Here is a 16,521-nt window from a genome sequence, read left to right on the forward strand (position 1 = left end):
GTCGTCTTAACTCGCATCCGTCTGCGCGTGCGAGAGAAGCAGTCACGGCGGGTGTCGGTTCTCCTCTCTTGGTCGCCGTCTGCTCGATTCCGCCGAGGGCGAGACTACGCGAGCGTTAATCTGGTGTCTGTCGAGTAAAGCAGCGGTAAATCTGACCGGCGTCTGACGTAGTGCTTAAGTGACCTCAGAAATGTGGTACCCTCATACGCCCCTCCACGACCAAATCGGGAGGTGCGGGAGGATAGGATGGGACTGCTTACAGAACTTAGAGACAGCATCTCACGGGTCGCCGACCGCCTGTTTACGGACTCGGAGCCGAGACGAATCGGCATCTACGGTCCACCGAACGCCGGAAAGACGACCCTCGCAAACCGTATCGCCCGTGATTGGACCGGTGACGCCATCGGCCCCGAGAGCCACATTCCCCACGAGACGCGCCGCGCGCGCAGAAAGGAGAACGTGGAGATAGAACGCAACGGCAAGAAAGTCACCATCGACATCGTCGACACGCCGGGTGTGACGACGAAAGTCGACTACAAAGAGTTCCTCGACCACGATATGCAGAAGGACGACGCCGTCCGTCGGTCTCGGGAGGCCACCGAGGGCGTCGCCGAAGCGATGCACTGGCTTCGCGAGGACGTCGAGGGTGTCATCTACGTGCTCGACAGCACCGAAGACCCGTTCACGCAGGTCAACACGATGCTCATCGGTATCATCGAGAGTCAGGACCTGCCCGTGCTCATCTTCGCGAACAAGACCGACTTGGAGGACTCGAACGTCCAGCGTATCGCCAACGCCTTCCCGCAGCACGAGACGGTGCCACTCTCTGCGCTCGAAGGGAACAACATGGACGAAGTGTACGACAAGATCGCGGAGTACTTTGGGTGAGCACAGTGCCTGAAGTCACACCCGGCGACGACGGGGTACAGATCGACCTCATCAGCGGTGCCCGAATGGAGGGCCTCGCGAGCATGGAGAAAATTCGGCTCATCCTCGACGGCGTCCGCGACGGTAACATCGTCATCTTAGAGGAGGGACTCTCGCCGGACGAAGAGTCGAAGCTCATCGAGGTGACGATGACCGAGATAAGCCCCGACGAGTTCAACGGCATCGAGATAGAGACCTACCCGCAGTCGAAGGGCGGGCAGGGGTTCCTCGGCCGACTGATGGGCAAAGAGACGACGAAGAAGCTCACGGTCATCGGCCCGGCAAACCAGATTCAGACGCTCCACAAAGACGAGAACCTCATCAGCGCGCTCGTCTCGCGGAAGTAGCGCGCAGAACGGCGAAGAACGCCACCAACCCACCGACGCCGACGGTGCGTCCCGACCGGGACGCTCGGCGGCCGCGACGACAGACGACGAGAACGGACACACATGCCCCACCAATGCACGAACTGCGGGAGGGTGTTCGCCGACGGCTCCAAAGAGATGCTGTCGGGGTGCCCCAACTGCGGCGGCAACAAGTTCCAGTTCGACCCTTCGGGGTCCGGGAGCGACGGCGCCGCCCAGACGACGAACCGCCGACAGGCGTCGTCGTCCGACACCACTCCGTCGGGGCGCGCCGCCGACCACAGTCGAGAGGCGACCGGACGCGAGTCCGCGTCGACCGGAAACGACACCGCACGGACGGAATCCGCGTCTTCGACCGACGACGACGCCGCGGGTTCGACGACGTGGCGACGCGCCGCGTCGCGCGCGGCGGAAGCCGACGACGGCGGACGACCCGACACACGCAGTCACGACGGACAGCCTCGCTCGGACGACCAGACGAACGACGTCGACTCCGCCGCCCGTCGCGGGCAGACGCTCCGCGAGTGGGCGAACTCCCGCGGCTTCGCGAGCGAAGTCGAAGACGCCAACGACGAGACGACGCTCCGGGAGAACCGTCGACGGACTGGGGATGCCCAGCGACGGCGCTCGGAGCGACCGGACGAGCAGTCGCCGCCGGGGACGACGGAGTCGTCTTCCTCGGCGTCGACGTCGCCGAACTCGCCCCCGTCGAACTCGTCTCCACCGGAATCGACGCCGTCGGATTCGTCTCCGTCCGAAACTGGACCGTCGACGTCCCCATCGGAATCGACGCCACCGGCATCGACGCCGCCGTCTGACTCCGCCGCGTCACCGTCACCGTCCCCGGAGGCTTCGTCTGCGGACCCCGCCGACCCGTCGGTGTTCGGCGACGACACGGAAGACGACGCACAGGCGAGTGCGCGCTCTGAGGTCGTCTCCCCGGACGAGATTCGAGCGGCGAGCGAACGACCCCCGGACGCCGAGGGGACGGTCATCGAACCACAGAGCGACGAGCGCCCGGACCTCGACGACCTGCGCGAGGAACTGAACGACCAGTTCGAGAGCATCAAAATCGTCGCACCCGGCGAGTACGAACTCAACCTGATGGAACTGTACGACCGCCCCGAGTACATTATCTCGCTTCGCGAGGACGGCCGCTACGTCATCGAAGTCCCCGACACGTGGGGAAGCCACGACGACGACCGCTGAACCACAAAGACGACCGCTGAACCGTCTCCGGTCGCGCCTCGGGCGCTTCGGGGTCCCACTCCTCTCTTCTCTTCCCGCATCCATTCTCGCGTCCTCTCCGCTTCGACGCCGCCGAACCCCTTCGTTTCCGGTCGAACTCCCCTCGCGAGTACCGGTGCTATCGGCCGGTTGGTCAACGGCTACACACGACTCGTCCCTCGTTCGGATATGCGCGCTTCGCTGCAGCGTCGTCTCTCGGCGCTGCTGACGTACTTCCCGGCGCTCTTGGCCCGACTCGGCCTCGTCGACCGAGAGAAGGGGTCACGGGCGTTCGACCTCGCGGTTCCCGTGATGGTCACGGGCGGAATGCGGACGCTCCTGCGCATCTCTGACTTTCTGATGGTGAGTTTCGCGCTCGGCGAGGCGGCCGTCGCCGGACTCGAACTCGGTTTTCAGTACTACTTCATCCCGTTCGGTCTCGCCCTCGCACTCACCAGCGGCACCATCAGCGTCGTCTCGCGGTTCGTCGGCGCGGACGACTACGACGCCGCGGACTTCGCGGTGAAACAGTCGTTGTGGCTCTCGATACTCCTCTCGGTGCCTATCACCGCCGCCGGATGGGCGTACGCCGACCCGTTGGTCGGACTGTTGACGAACGACGAGACGGCCATCCGACTCGGCGGCGACTACCTCCGCGTCGTGATGCTCTCGGTGGCGTTTCGCTTCTGGAGCATGATTGCCGCTCGCGCCCTCGCGGGCGTCGGCGACACGAAAACGCCGATGTACGTCCGACTGCTCACTCTCCCGACCAACGTCGCACTCAACGCCGTGCTCATCTTCGGCCTCCTCGGCGCGCCGCGACTCGGCGTGGAGGGGGCGGCGTGGGGAACGGTCGCCGCGAACACGCTCGCAGCGGTCATCTTCTTCGCCATCCTCGTCTCCGGTCGGCGCGACGTCCGTCTCCGCCTCGGGGGGAAGCAGTGGGACTGGAGCGTCGTCAGAGAAATCGTTCGCGTCGGTCTGCCACTCGCCGGCACGCGACTCTCGCGGACGTTCGGCCGGTTCCCGTTCCTGTTCGTCCTCGGCGTTCTCGGAACGGACGTCGTCGCCGCGTACGCCATCGGCCGTCGGGTGATGCTTCTGGCTCTCATGCCCGCGTGGGGGTACTCCACCGCGGCGTCGACGCTCGTCGGGCAGGCCATCGGGAGCGGTGACGACGCTGAGGCGACCGAGTACGGGTGGCAGACGCTCCGAATCGCGCTGGTGACGCAGTTGCTCGTCGCCGCGGTCATCTTCGTCGCCGCCGCGCCCGTCGCCGAGGCGTTCCGCGCGAGCAACGTGGAACTGACGGCGACGTTCGTCCGCGTCTTCGGTCTCGGCGTGGCCGGGTTCAGCGTCTCGCGCACGATGCGCGGCGCACTCCGCGGTGCGGGTGACACGCGGTGGCCGTTCTACGGCGGCCTCGTCGGGACGTACGCGGTTCGGCTCCCTATCGCCGCCGCGGCACTGCCCGTCGGGTTCGGACTCACGCTGTTCGGCGTCACCGTCGCACCCGGATTCGGACTCGCACTCCCGGCCGTCTACGCGGCCATCCTCGCCGATATGTACGCTCGTGCCGTCGTCAACGGCGCGCGGTACTACAGCGGCGAGTGGATTCGAGTCGCCCGGGAGTCCGGGGTCGGTTCGACGGCGGACTGAGAGGGAGAACTGAGAGCGAAAAACGAGTCGACCGTCGACCGCCGAACCCCTTCGCTTCCACTCGAACTCCGAACGTACTCGACTTCGAGTGGTCTCTTCGAGGACCGACTGCGGACTCGGTCGGAACCGACCGATACTGAAGGCTTTAAGCGCCAGCGCTGTCAGCGTGTCACTATGAGCCAAGCGACGAAAATCGTCATCGGTACCGTCGGTGTCTCCGCCTTTCTCGCCATCGCACTCCTCGCCGTCCTCGCGTTCGGGTAACGGCGTCTCGCGCGGTGGTCTCGCCTCGCCGACGAGCGTCACGACGCCGCGCCGATAGCGCACCGCTGAAGAGTTCGCGGACCAAACGGGCCGTATGTTCGAATCACGTGACCTCGCCGAGGACGTCGCCGCCGTCCGCGACGAGCACGCACCCGACGCGCTCGTCTTCTCTGCGGGCGCGGACTTCGAGACGATTCCGCCCGCGGCGGCCGAGGATTTAGGACTGCTCGCCGACTCGCTCGACCCGAAGTCGTACCCCTCGGAGTGGCTTCCGGACGACGCACCCGCACTCCTCGTCCGCTACGCCGGCGGCGACTTCACCATCGGGATGCCCGGCGACGGCACCGTCGTCTGGACCCGACAGACCGTTCCCCCGAGCGTGATCGCCAAGAAACGCGCCGAGGGGACGCCGACGGACTTTCTGGACTTCCTGTTCGCCGAGGCGTTCGTCCAACTCGGCACCGGCGCGCCCGAGCACTGCCTCCCGTTCTTCGGCGAACGGTACCGCGAACTCGACGAGGCGGTGCCGCTTCCGGCGAACGACGTCTACCAGATAGCGGCGGCGTTGTACGAGGCGTGGTTAGGGCTCCAGACGAGGCCCGTGTTCGAGACGTGGGAGACGGAGCACCCCCGACTGTACGACGCGTGGGTGGACGCCGGCGACCGACTGACCGGGCGACTCGACACGCTCCCGCGCGCCGTCGCCCGCGGACAGACGTCGTTCCCGGAGGCCACCGAGTACGCCTGTTCGGCCGTGAAACACGGACTGGACCTGCCCGCCCCGTTCGCGGCGCTCGACACGCAGGCGTACGTGGAGTACGGCCCGAGTTACGGCGTCCGCTGGGCGAAGAAGACGTTCGAGCGACTGAACGAGGGCGAGGACGACAGCGATGCGGCCGACACCGACGCGACTGAGAACGACGCGGCCGACACCAACGCGGGCGAGTAGCGACCGAACTCGCGAACCGAGTTCAGAACTCGCTGGTGACGCTGCCGTCGACGTCGAGTTCGACGACGCCTTCGAACAGGTCGCGGAACCGCTGAATCGTCTCGTCCTCGTGGACCTCGTTCGAGAGATGGAACAGACCGACGGCGTCGTGTTCGTCCAACAGGTCGAGGAGTTTCTCCGTCGCCTCGTAGGCGCGGTCGACGTCGGCGTAGTACGCCATCTCGGTCACGGAGTCGACGCTGACGCGGAGTTTCCCGTCGTGCGAGTCGAGGAAGTTCCGCGTCTGTTCGACGATGCCGTCCAAGTCGTCGGGGGCGGAGACGTAGTGGACGTTGTCGGACCCGCGGCGCGAGTAGCCTCGCTCCACGGAGAGGGTGTCGAGGATGACCGCGCGGGACTCGTCGACGTCGTAGTGCTCCAGTTTCTGCTCGACTTCGCGCGCCGTCGTGCGCGTCGAGATGACGAGGAAGTGGTCGGTGTCGGTCTTCAGGAAGTCCGTGTCGATACGGTCGGTCTCGCCGATACTCGGATGCAAGAGGAGAATGCCCGTGCCGCCGGGAATCGTGTCCGGCGTGTTCTCGATGGCGAGGGTGTAATCCATACCGAATCCACCAACTCTGTGACCTTAAGAATGCGGGTGAACGTCAGAGAGACCGGTAGGCGAAGCGGGGAGGACCCGCCGACGTTGGGGAGACCTACCACAGTCGTTCAGAACACGCTGTCGGCCGTCGCCGCGCCGATGACGCTGAACACCGCGCCGATGCTCGTCGCTTTGAGCGTCGTCACGACTTGGAACTCGAACGTGATCTCCGCGGGGTCGACGTGGTTCGGGATGAGCGTCGCCGGGGCGTCGAACGCGAGCGCGAGCATCACCACCGAGAGGTAGGCGACGATGATGAGCGAGACGAACCGGAGCGGTATCCCGGCCACGTCGACCTCTCTGTCGGGGTCGCGGTCGTCGTCGGCCTTGTACAGGGTGCCGTAGCCGATGGCGAAGACGATACCGACGGTCACGACGGCCTGATACCACTCCATCCCGACGGCCAGCGCCCACACCTCGTCGGTGACGACGAACGGACCCGCGAGGAGGAAGCCACCGACCACTTGCTGTGCGGTGTCCGTGAGCTTGAACCGGCGACTCCGTCCGACCCGAACCATGCTCTCCTCTCGCACCGACCGACACTAAAGGCACGCGTTCGCCGAGCGAGTCAGAACGAACTTTTACCCGTGCCCGACAACCCGTGCGTATGAGCGTCAGAGACGAGTTCGACGCGTGGGCCGCCGACGGCCGCGACAAGGGGATGGAAGACCGCCACTGGCACACCGCGAAGCACGTCCTCGCGCGGATGCCCGTCGAGGCGGGCGACGTCGTCCTCGATTTGGGATGCGGCAGTGGGTACGCCGGGCGCGCCCTCCGCGAGACGGCCGGGGCCGGGCGGGTGTACGGCCTCGACGGGTCGCCGGAGATGGCGCGGAACGCCCAATCGTACACCGACGACCTGGACGTGGGTTACCTCGTCGGCGACTTCGACGAACTCCCGTTCGCGGACGACAGCGTGGACCACGTGTTCACGATGGAGGCGTTCTACTACGCCGCGGACCCGCACCACACCCTCGAAGAGGTGGCGCGAATCCTCCGCCCCGGCGGCACGTTCTTCTGCGCCGTGAACTACTACGAGGAGAACGTCCACTCGCACTCCTGGCAGGACAACATCTCCGTCGAGATGACGCGGTGGTCCGCCGAGGAGTACAGAGACGCGTTCCGCGACGCTGGACTCTTCGTCGCCGAACAGGACAACGTCGCCGACGCGGAGACGGAGATTCCGCCCGCGTCGGAGTTCCCCCACGAAGGGTTCGAGACGCGCGAGGAGATGGTCGAACGGTATCGGACGTTCGGGACGCTTCTCACCGTCGGCGTCTCGCACTGAACACTGCTCGTTCTGCTCCGCCTCTCCATCGCCAGATCGTTCTGCCCCGTCTCTCCACCGCCACCGACGCACGCGACCGAACCCCTTCGTTTCGAGTGGAGATTCCGAAACGTCGTCGCTCCCGACGACTCAGAACCCGCCGCGGCCGCCGGTCCGACCGCCGAACCGTTCGATGACGACGAAGCTGAGGCTCGTCACGACGAGGAGGACACAGCCCATCGCCGTCGCCGGGCCGAGTCGCCTCCCCAGATAGCGCTCGACGGCGACGGGCATCGTGTAACTGGCCGACCCCTCCGCGAGGATGACCGTCGAGTCGAACTCGCCGATACTGATGGCGAAGGCGAACGCCGCGCCCGCGACGACGCCGGCGGCGACGAGCGGTAACTCGATATCGAAGAGAGCGCGGACGCGACTCGCGCCCAGCGTCCGCGCCGACTCGACGAGTCTCGGGTCGAGACCACCGAGTAGCGGCGCGACGTTCCGCGTCACGAACGGGTACGCACCGACGGCGTGGGCGGCGACGATGGCCGCCGCGCCCGTCACGCGAATCCGCGTGCCGAACACCTCGACGCCGAACACGAGGCCGCGAAGCAGTCCCAGTCCGACGACGATTCCCGACACCGCCAGCGGAGCCATCGACAGCGCGTCGATGACCTTCCGACCGCGGAACTCCCTCGTCGTCAGCACGCTCATCACGACGCCCATCGGGAGGGCGAGTGCGAGCGTTCCGAGGCCGAACAGCAGCGAGTTCCGGACCGCAGAGAGCGGTCTGACCTGGTACGTCGTCCCCGACTGCTGGCGTTCGAGGAGAAAGAGGTAGTGCTGGAGGGTCAGTTCGCCTCGCGGACCGGTGACGCTCGCCAGCAGCATCGAGGCGATGGGGGCGACGAACACGAGGAGGACGACGGCGGCGTACCCCGCGACGGCCGCCCGCGCGCCAGCTTCGGTCGCCGACCACGACGAGGGGACGAGCGAGCGGCGACGTTGGGGACGCGCACCCCGTCCGCTCGACGCGCGACTTCCCTCGTAGCGGAGGTACGCGTACGTCAGTCCCAAGGACAGGGCCGTCTCGACCACCGCCAGCGACGCCGCCTCGGAGAACGCGAGGTTCTGCACGCGCGAGTAGATGAACACCTCGACGGTGGCGAGTTGGAAACCGCCGAGGGCGAGAACGATGGGGAACGACGCGAACGTGAAAACGAAGGTGAGCGTCGCGCCGACGGCGACGGCGGGGAGCAGTTGCGGGAGGACGACGTCGACGAACGCGCGACGCCGGGAGGCACCGAGCGTTCGGGCCGTCTCGACGGCGGAGGCGTCGACGCTCTCCCACGCCGCCGTCGTCACTCTCGTCACGAGGGGTGCGTTGTAGAACGCGTGGGCGACGATGACGACGGGCAGCGAGTACAGAAGCGTCACCTCCGGGAGTCCGAGCGCGGTCAGGGCGCGGTTCAGCGTCCCGTTCCGGCCGAACGTGGCGACGAACCCGATGGCGACCATGATGGAGGGCATGACGAACGGGAGGATGGTGAGAGAGCGAAGCGTCCGTCGGCCGCGAAACTCGAAGCGCGAGAGAATCCACGCGCCGGGGAGGCCGAGTGCGACGGAGGCGACGGTGGACAACAGCGCCTGATACGCCGTGAACCGAAAGATACCGAGGTAGAACGGCGACGTGAGCACGTCGAGGAGGGGGGCGAACGTCCACCCGTCCGCGTCGGTGACGGCGTCGACGAACACCGTCGCGACGGGGAAATAAAAGAGGACGACGAGGACCAGTGCGGTGAGGGCGGCGACGGCGGCGAGGAGCCGTCGTTCGCCCCACCGGACGACTCGCTGGGCGCGCATCCGCCGGTCAGTTGCCGACGAACTGTCGTTCCCACGCGCTGGTCCACTCACTGAGGTTCGCTTGTAGCGCGTCGTACGTGAACGTGACTGCTTCGGGCGGCGCCTGGGCGTACTTCGCGAACGACTCCGGCAACTCGGCCGTCGTCGTCGCCGGATACTGGACGTTGCGGACGGCTATCTCGGCCTGTACCTCCGGCCGGAGTACGAAGTCCATGAACTGCCGGGCCACCTCCGGCCTGTCGGTCCCCTCGAACATCGCCATCCCCTCGGGGTTGGCGTAGCCCTGGTCGTTCAGGAACCGCAGTTGGTGTTTCGCCAGGTCCTCGCCGGACTCGTTGGCGTACACCTGGTCGGTGGAGTAGGAGACGACCATCGGTGCCTCGCCGTTCGAGTAGGCCGCGTAGGACGTAGACCAGTCCTCGACGACGCGCACGTCGTTCTCGCGGAGGTCCGTCCAGTAGTCGAGGTAGCCGTCTTCTCCCTTCGCTTTTATCGTGTGCAGTAAGAACGCCTTCCCGGTCGCACTGGAGACGGGATTCTGCACCAACAGGTCGCCCGCGAACTGGTCTTCCAAGAGGCCGTCGAACGTCTTCGGGGCGGTGAACCCGCCGCCGTCGAACGTCTCATCGAAGACGAGACAGATGTATCCGGTATCGTAGGGGACGGCCCGTCCCCGCGGGTCGAACTCCAAGGACTCCTTGACGTCGTCGCGGCGGGAGAGGCCGTCGACGGGTGCGAACAGGCCCGAATCGAGGTTCTCGTCGATGCGGATGAGCATGTTCACGTCGAGGCCGACGTACACGTCCGCCGGGATGTCGACGCCGCGGGAGGCGCGTTCGATGTAGTAGTTCACCTCGCTGTCGGGCGTCTCGTAGCGAATCGTCGCGTCGAACTCCGACTCGAATCGGTCTTTCAGCCACGGCCCCGGACTCGTACTCGGCGCGTCCACGAACGCGCCGTACGTCGCGACGACCAACTCGGGCGTCTCCGACCCGGCCGTTCCCGTCGTCGCTCCGGCCGTATCCGTTCTCTCGGCCGTCGTTCCCCCTGCCCCGTCGGTCCTCGTCTCTCCGTCCGACCCGCCGCCGAGACAGCCCGTGAGGGCGGCGACGCCGCCCGCACCGGCCGTCGTCAGGAAACTTCGTCGTCTCATTACTCGGTAGTCGTACCTGGTGATACTTAACCCGTCTCATCCACGTTCACGGGGCGAAGACTCTACCGTGGGGAGGAACGATTTTGTTCCTGCACGGGGAGATGAAGCCGTGACGCTCCCCCGTCGGTACGTGTTCGGCGCGTTGTTCGTACTCTCCGGCACCGCCGCCGCCGTCTTCCTTCGGTCGGTCCTCTCGACGGTCTTTTTCGCCATCACCGTCGCGTACGTCCTCTGGCCCGCGCGACAACTGGTCGTCGCGCGAGGCCGGTCGCGCCGGGTCGCCAGCGGACTCGCGACGACGGGGGCCTTCCTCGGTGTCTTTCTCGTGTTCCTCCCGCTCGCAGTCGTCGTCTACCTCCGGTTCGACGCGCTCGTGGCTCTCGTCGGTCTCTTACCGCCGGAACTCACCATCGACCTGTTCGGGATGGCGTACACGTTCACGCTGGCGGAGTTGACCGCCGTCGCCCTCGGCTACCTTCGGGCCGGCGCGACGGCGGCGGCGGCGGCGACTCCCGTGCTCTTGGTGAAGGTGACGCTCTTCGTCTTCCTCGTCTACTCGCTTCTCTACCACGGCGAGGAGGCGCAACGCGCCGCACTCGCCGTCGTCCCGCAGACGTACCGGAGCGCCGCACGGGCGCTGAACCGTCGCGTCAGCGAGACGCTGTTCGCCATCTACGTGCTTCAGGCCGCGACGGCGCTGGGGACGTTCCTGCTCGCGCTTCCGGTGTTCTTCTTCCTCGGCTACGACGCCGTCGTGACGCTGTCTACCGTCGCCGCCGTCCTCCAGTTCGTCCCCATCCTCGGGCCGAGTTTCCTCCTCGCCGGACTCGCGGTGTACCACCTCGCTATCGGGCAGACGGTGCAGGCCGTCCTCGTCTTCGTCGTCGGCGGGGCCGTCGTCGCGTGGCTTCCCGACGTGCTCATCCGGCCGCGTCTCGCGCAACGAACCGCGGACATCCCCGGGAGCCTCTACTTCGTCGGCTTCTTCGGCGGCGTGCTCACGCTGGGTCCCGTCGGCATCGTCGCCGGTCCCCTCGTCGTCGGCCTGTTCGTCGAGACGGCGTCGTTGCTCTCGACGGAACTGCACGGCATCCGCGTCGACGAGGACTGACGTCGTCGGCCGTCGTCTCCGAACACCCGTTCAGGCCATCTCTATCGGCCCGCCGCGCTTCTCCCACTCGGTGAGGCTTCCCTCGTAGAACGCGACGTCTTCGTAGCCGAGAAATCGCAAGACGACGTACGTGTGGCTGATTCGACGCGCGGTGTTACAGTAGAGGACGACGCGCTTCTCGGGCGTGACCCCGACGGATTCGAGCGCCGCTTCCAACTCGTCTGGGGACTTCAGGCCGCGCGTGTCGTCGTCGACGAGTTCGCGCCAGTCGAGGTTCACCGCGCCGGGGAGGTGACCCTCCTCGAACTCCCACGCCTCGCGGGTGTCGACGACGACGCTCTCTTCGTCGTCCAGACTGTCGAGGACGAACTCGTAGTCGACGAGCGGTGTTCGCTCGGGTTCGCGAACCTCGTAGGCCGTCTCCGACACCTCTGTCGCCTCCGTCGTCGTCTCGTGGTCGCGGTTCCACGAACTGTAGTCCCCGTCCAAGAGGTGGAGGCGGTCCGCGGGGTGGCCGTACAACTCCGCGGTGACGAGAAAACGCGCGGCGAAGACGCCGTGGGTGTCGTCGTAGGCGACGAGATGGTCGTCGGAGCCGACGCCGGCCGCCGAGAGGAGCGACTCCCACACGTCTTCGCCGGGAAGCATCCCCACGCCGTCGTCGCCGTCGTTCTCGCGGCCGTCCGCGCTCTCGCCGTCGCTCTCGTCGTCTCCAGACGCCCGGAACTCGTCGAACGGAACGTTGACCGCGCCGGGGACGTGACCGATGCCGTCGAACTCCCACGCGTCGCGAACGTCGACGAGGCGGAGTTCGTCGCGTCGTTCCTCGACCCACGCGGGCGACACGACGATGTCTTCGTACATGTGACTGCGTTACCGTGCCCGTCCCTTCAACCCGAACGGTCGTGGAGTCGTTCGCCGCACGTCAGAGAACGAGGGTGATATTGCCGGTAAAAATCCGACAGACCGTCGCGTTCGACGTGCACGAGGGCTGTGACCTGTCACGGTCACATAAACCGGTAATACTGTCCTCCTCACACGATGACGGGCAGTACGCGCCGTGTCTGTGAGGATTAAGCCTACGGACGTCGTACCTGTATCCGCAATGTCAACCGACGGCTACGCGAAGGACGTTCTCGTCTCGGCGGAGTGGGTGGAAGACCACCTCGACGAGTTCCAGTCCGACGACCCGGCGTATCGACTCGTGGAAGTGGACGTGGACACCGAAGCCTACGACGAGGGCCACGCACCCGGAGCCATCGGCTTCAACTGGGAGACGCAACTCCAGGACCAGACGACGCGCGACATCCTCACGAAGGAGGACTTCGAGGAGTTGCTCGGAAGCCACGGCATCTCCGAGGACTCGAAAGTCGTCCTCTACGGTGACAACTCCAACTGGTTCGCGGCGTACACCTACTGGCAGTTCAAGTACTACGGCCACGAGGACGTCCACCTCCTGAACGGCGGGCGCGACTACTGGCTGGACAACGACTACCCGCTGACCGAGGAGGCGCCGGAGTTCGACGCCGTCGACTACACCGCGAAGGGGCCGTTCGAGTCCATCCGCGCGTACCGCGACGACGTCCAACACGCCGTCGACGAGGGGCTTCCTCTCGTGGACGTTCGCTCGCCCGAGGAGTTCTCCGGCGAGATTCTCGCCCCGCCGGGACTGCAGGAGACGGCCCAGCGCGGCGGTCACATCCCCGGCGCGTCGAACATCTCGTGGGCCGCGACGGTCAACGACGACGGGACGTTCAAGTCCGCCGAGGAACTGCGCGAACTGTACGGCGCAGAGGACATCGACGGCGACGAGACCACCGTCGCGTACTGCCGCATCGGCGAGCGTTCCTCCATCGCGTGGTTCGCGCTCCACGAACTGCTCGGCTACGACGAAGTCGTCAACTACGACGGCTCGTGGACCGAGTGGGGCAACCTCGTTGGCGCACCTATCGAGAAGGGTAACTGAACCTCCGAGCGGTTCGCGACGGCCGCGCCCGACTCTCGTTTCGACGGCCGAAGCGAGCGGTCGAGTCTCGACGACACACTGATTTTGCGTCTCCTGCTACCGGACGTATGCCGATCGAAGACGCCGACGGACTCCGTCGGATTCTCGGATACGACCGCGTCGCCGTCGTCGGGGCGTCGACGTCGCACGAGAAAGCAGCGCACATCGTGCCGGCGTACCTCCAGCGTCACGGCTACGAACTCCGACCGGTCAACCCGACGGCCGACGAGATATTCGGCACCCGGGCCTCCGACTCACTGGCCGACGTCACAGAAACCATCGACGTCGTCGAGATTTTCCGGCCGAGCGAGGAGGTTCCGGCAATCGTCGCGCAGGCACTCGCTCGTGACGACGTGAAGGCGATATGGATGCAGCCCGGGATTCGGAACGACGCGGCGACCCGAAAAGCCGAAGCCGCCGGCCTCGACGTCGTCGAGGACCGCTGTATGAAGGTCGAACACGGACAGTTGATTCGCCATCCGATGGACTGAGACATCGCGTGTGCGCTCCGCGTCGGGACGACGCGCCGACGAACCCGACCAGCGGTCGACCCCCACGCGCCGCGTTCCGAGTTCACCCGACGATGAGCGACGCAACGAGCGGCGTCAGAAACGCCTCGACGAACGCGGCGACGACGAACAGGGGAACGAGCCCCAGGAGCACGCGATACGCCTGTCGAATCGCCGCGGCGACGCCGGTGGCACTCGTCCGACCCCGAACCGCGCGGAGGCCGACGCTCCCGAGCCACAACCCCAGTCCACCGCCGAACACGATGGCCGGAACTTCCAGAATCCCGTGCGGGACGACGAGCGCCGCGAACGTCACCGGGTCGAACACGCCGCCGAGCGCGCCGACGACGACGCCGTTGAGGAGGAGGTTCACCACCGTCGGTACCCCCGCGGCGACGCCGCCGTAGGCCAAGTCGGCGGCGACGAGCCAGTTGTTCGCCGCGAGGTTGGCGAACGTCGCCACCGGGAACGACCCGAACACGGCGCCTATCTCGCCTCGAATCGGAAGCCGCGTCCCGACGGGCGCGGTGGCGGCCCACCCGCCCACGAGTCCGGCGGCGAAGAGGGCGGCCGACGCGGCGTTGGCGATGGGGTGACCGCGGACGAACGCGCCGAGCGCACGGAGTCCGCCGAGGAACGCCTCGCGGAGACGGTCGGCGAGTGCGGGCGTCGCTCTCGGGGGGAGGTCACGCTCGGCGTACAGCGCCGTCGCGAACCCGTCCAGCACGGGAGTGACGAGGAGTATCCCGACGAGCGACCCCACTCGTGCCGCGCCGCCGACGGCGACGAGGGCGTTCACCGCGCCCGCGGCGACCAGCACGCCGAAGACGACGGCGACGTAGCCGAGGAACGCTTCGGTCCGCCGAAACGGGAAACGGGCGCTCCGCTCGACGGCGTCGAACGCACTCGCGTCGTCGACGACGACGGCCGGCCCGGCGAAGGCGAACAGGAGGAGGACGGCCGTCGCCAACACGAACGAGACGAGTCCGCCGAGGAGGAAGCCGACGATACCCAGCACGTTCGAGACGGGGACGAGTGCCGCGCCGGCGAGCGTCGGCGCGAGGGCGACGAGCAACGCGCCGACGAACAACACTCTGACGCCGAGGAGCGAGCGCCAGTCGCGCGGGGCACCCAGTATCGCCGCGCGGACGCCGTCCTCGTCGCGGAGGAGGCCGACGACGGTGTGCAGTCGGGCCGCCGTCGCGAGGGGAGAGAGGACGAATCCGAGGACGAGCGACGCGAGGCCGCCGCCGCCGACGAGAAAGAGAACCTCGGGCGTCAGGAGCGCCGTGACGGCGTCCGTGAGACCGGGTGGGAGCGATTCCGGGCCGACGCTTCCGGGGTCGACCGGTCCGGAACCGCCGACCCCCGGTTCGCCGAAGTCGCCGTCGAGTACCGACGGGTCGACGGCTTGCAGTTCTCTCAGAAGGGTCCCGAGTCGGCCGTCGGCCGACACGAAAGCGAACGCCGCCAGTCCGGCGACGACTAGCGGGACGCGGGAGACACCGACGAGGCCGGCGGCGAGGAGGGCGACGGGAAGGACCAACGCCGAGTACTCCGAGAGCAGTCTCACCCCGGCGCGGAGAGCTGTCGAGACGTTCACACGTCGACCTCTCGGAGCGACGTCAAAGAACCCCTGGTGTCGATGGCTACAAACGGAGAGACGCCGTACGGCGAGGCATGAACGGAAGCGACCTCGCAGACGGCGTTCGCGACGACCACGAGACGGCGTTCTCGCGCCTCGGTTCCTCGAAGGCACTGTACGCACTCACCGGCGGCGAGATGGAGGCCGACGCGGTCCGAACCGCCGCGGCCGACGACGACCACGAACTCGCCGACGTCCTCGAAGACTGGGCCATGGTCGAACACGGCGACGCCGCCCCCCTCCTCGCGGACCTCGCGGAGGCGGCGCGCGAACGCGCCGAGTCGGTCGAACCCGACGGCTACGAACGGAGCGACGCCCCCGAGATGTACGACCGTCTCGCGTTCGAGGACGACACGGTCGGTCGCGTCGGCGGCCTCCTCGGTCGCTACCTCGTCTCCGCGAAGTACGTCGAACAGATGGTCGGCTTCTTCGTCGGCGACGCCGACCCGAAGGCCGCAGACGAGTTCCGCTCGATTCGCTCGGCGGTCGAGGACGAACGCGACCGCGTGATAGCCCTGCTCGACGGCGTATGCGACTCCGACGACGACTGGGACGCCGCCCGCGAGGCCGCCGACGGCGTCGTCGAGGCCGCCTACGACGACTACGTCGAGACGCTCGAAAGTATGGGCGTGAAACCGAAGAACGTCTGCTAGGAGCTTTTTGCAGATTCGGGTCGCGCGGAGCGCGACCACTCTCGCGAGAACGCCTCGCGTTCTCGCTGGCTCACGAGACGTTATGCGTCTCGTGAACATCGCAAAAAGCTCCACCAAAAACATCCCGCGAGGCTCGCGTTCGCTCGCCTCGCGGTACGGCACCGGTGCGGTCACCGCATCCGCTACCGCCACCGCATCCGCTACCGCCACCGCATCCGCTACCGCCACCGCATCCGCTACCGCCACCGCATCCGCTACCGCCACCGCCTCGGCTTCTCCTCCGC

The 16,521-nt window shown here is 66.9% G+C and carries 17 protein-coding genes; 11 read left to right on the plus strand and 6 right to left on the minus strand.

Annotation, left to right across the window (positions count from 1 at the left end; all coding sequences use genetic code 11):
* Positions 1-246 precede the first annotated feature (246 nt).
* The 6 genes from BM282_RS00625 (at position 247) to BM282_RS00645 (ending at position 5,391) form a co-directional block, all read left to right on the plus strand.
* On the plus strand, positions 247-888 hold the full coding sequence (locus BM282_RS00625) for an Era-like GTP-binding protein (protein ID WP_089875789.1): 642 nt from the start codon (positions 247-249) through the stop codon (positions 886-888).
* A 65-nt stretch (positions 889-953) separates the two neighbouring features.
* Positions 954-1,274: a DUF2073 domain-containing protein gene (locus BM282_RS00630; protein ID WP_245758300.1), complete on the plus strand. Its 321-nt coding sequence runs from the start codon at positions 954-956 to the stop codon at positions 1,272-1,274.
* Positions 1,275-1,376: 102 nt separating this feature from the next.
* Positions 1,377-2,501, plus strand: coding sequence for an OapC/ArvC family zinc-ribbon domain-containing protein (locus BM282_RS00635; RefSeq protein WP_089875793.1), 1,125 nt, complete (start codon positions 1,377-1,379; stop codon positions 2,499-2,501).
* Between the two features lie 207 nt (positions 2,502-2,708).
* Complete coding sequence (locus BM282_RS00640; protein ID WP_089875795.1) at positions 2,709-4,178, plus strand: MATE family efflux transporter; 1,470 nt, start codon at positions 2,709-2,711, stop codon at positions 4,176-4,178.
* A gap of 174 nt (positions 4,179-4,352) precedes the next feature.
* A complete protein-coding gene (locus BM282_RS19000) occupies positions 4,353-4,442 on the plus strand; it encodes an adenosine deaminase (protein ID WP_139229664.1) in 90 nt (29 codons plus the stop codon).
* 94 nt (positions 4,443-4,536) lie between these two features.
* Entirely contained in the window at positions 4,537-5,391 is an 855-nt protein-coding gene (locus BM282_RS00645; protein WP_089875797.1) for a DUF7089 family protein, read from the plus strand.
* A 22-nt stretch (positions 5,392-5,413) separates the two neighbouring features.
* Here BM282_RS00645 and BM282_RS00650 read toward each other — a convergent pair whose 3' ends face one another.
* Both BM282_RS00650 and BM282_RS00655 read right to left on the minus strand, forming a co-directional pair.
* The gene (locus BM282_RS00650; RefSeq protein WP_089875799.1) at positions 5,414-5,992 is read right to left on the minus strand and encodes a DUF7090 family protein; all 579 of its coding nucleotides are present in this window, start codon (positions 5,990-5,992) and stop codon (positions 5,414-5,416) included.
* Positions 5,993-6,099: 107 nt separating this feature from the next.
* Positions 6,100-6,549 (minus strand): DUF2391 family protein, encoded by a 450-nt coding sequence (locus tag BM282_RS00655; protein ID WP_089875801.1) that lies wholly within the window; start codon positions 6,547-6,549, stop codon positions 6,100-6,102.
* An 89-nt stretch (positions 6,550-6,638) separates the two neighbouring features.
* Here BM282_RS00655 and BM282_RS00660 point away from each other — a divergent pair, with 89 nt between their 5' ends.
* Positions 6,639-7,319: a class I SAM-dependent methyltransferase gene (locus BM282_RS00660; protein WP_089875802.1), complete on the plus strand. Its 681-nt coding sequence runs from the start codon at positions 6,639-6,641 to the stop codon at positions 7,317-7,319.
* A gap of 129 nt (positions 7,320-7,448) precedes the next feature.
* Here the strand turns inward: BM282_RS00660 and BM282_RS00665 are convergent, their stop codons facing one another.
* Positions 7,449-9,161, minus strand: a complete 1,713-nt coding sequence (locus tag BM282_RS00665; RefSeq protein ID WP_089875804.1) for an ABC transporter permease — start codon at positions 9,159-9,161, stop codon at positions 7,449-7,451.
* 7 nt (positions 9,162-9,168) lie between these two features.
* Positions 9,169-10,314: a thiamine ABC transporter substrate-binding protein gene (locus tag BM282_RS00670; RefSeq protein ID WP_089875806.1), complete on the minus strand. Its 1,146-nt coding sequence runs from the start codon at positions 10,312-10,314 to the stop codon at positions 9,169-9,171.
* A 109-nt stretch (positions 10,315-10,423) separates the two neighbouring features.
* Between BM282_RS00670 and BM282_RS00675 the strand changes: the two genes are divergently transcribed.
* Complete coding sequence (locus tag BM282_RS00675; RefSeq protein ID WP_089875808.1) at positions 10,424-11,425, plus strand: AI-2E family transporter; 1,002 nt, start codon at positions 10,424-10,426, stop codon at positions 11,423-11,425.
* Positions 11,426-11,455: 30 nt separating this feature from the next.
* On the opposite strand, the gene BM282_RS00680 is transcribed toward BM282_RS00675, so the two are convergent.
* Positions 11,456-12,289: a sulfurtransferase gene (locus tag BM282_RS00680; protein ID WP_089875810.1), complete on the minus strand. Its 834-nt coding sequence runs from the start codon at positions 12,287-12,289 to the stop codon at positions 11,456-11,458.
* Between the two features lie 241 nt (positions 12,290-12,530).
* Between BM282_RS00680 and BM282_RS00685 the strand changes: the two genes are divergently transcribed.
* Together BM282_RS00685 and BM282_RS00690 are read left to right on the plus strand one after the other, a co-directional pair.
* Positions 12,531-13,391 carry a sulfurtransferase gene (locus BM282_RS00685; RefSeq protein WP_089875812.1) on the plus strand — a complete coding sequence of 287 codons (861 nt, stop codon included), beginning with the start codon at positions 12,531-12,533 and terminating at the stop codon, positions 13,389-13,391.
* Between the two features lie 107 nt (positions 13,392-13,498).
* The gene (locus tag BM282_RS00690) at positions 13,499-13,921 is read left to right on the plus strand and encodes a CoA-binding protein (protein WP_089875813.1); all 423 of its coding nucleotides are present in this window, start codon (positions 13,499-13,501) and stop codon (positions 13,919-13,921) included.
* 82 nt (positions 13,922-14,003) lie between these two features.
* On the opposite strand, the gene BM282_RS00695 is transcribed toward BM282_RS00690, so the two are convergent.
* Positions 14,004-15,542, minus strand: a complete 1,539-nt coding sequence (locus BM282_RS00695; RefSeq protein ID WP_245758258.1) for a stage II sporulation protein M — start codon at positions 15,540-15,542, stop codon at positions 14,004-14,006.
* Between the two features lie 77 nt (positions 15,543-15,619).
* Between BM282_RS00695 and BM282_RS00700 the strand changes: the two genes are divergently transcribed.
* A complete protein-coding gene (locus tag BM282_RS00700; protein ID WP_089875815.1) occupies positions 15,620-16,237 on the plus strand; it encodes a transcription antitermination protein in 618 nt (205 codons plus the stop codon).
* The last annotated feature ends 284 nt before the right edge of the window (positions 16,238-16,521 follow it).

The sequence above is a fragment of the Halogeometricum limi genome (genome assembly GCF_900115785.1).
Classification (GTDB): domain Archaea; phylum Halobacteriota; class Halobacteria; order Halobacteriales; family Haloferacaceae; genus Halogeometricum; species Halogeometricum limi.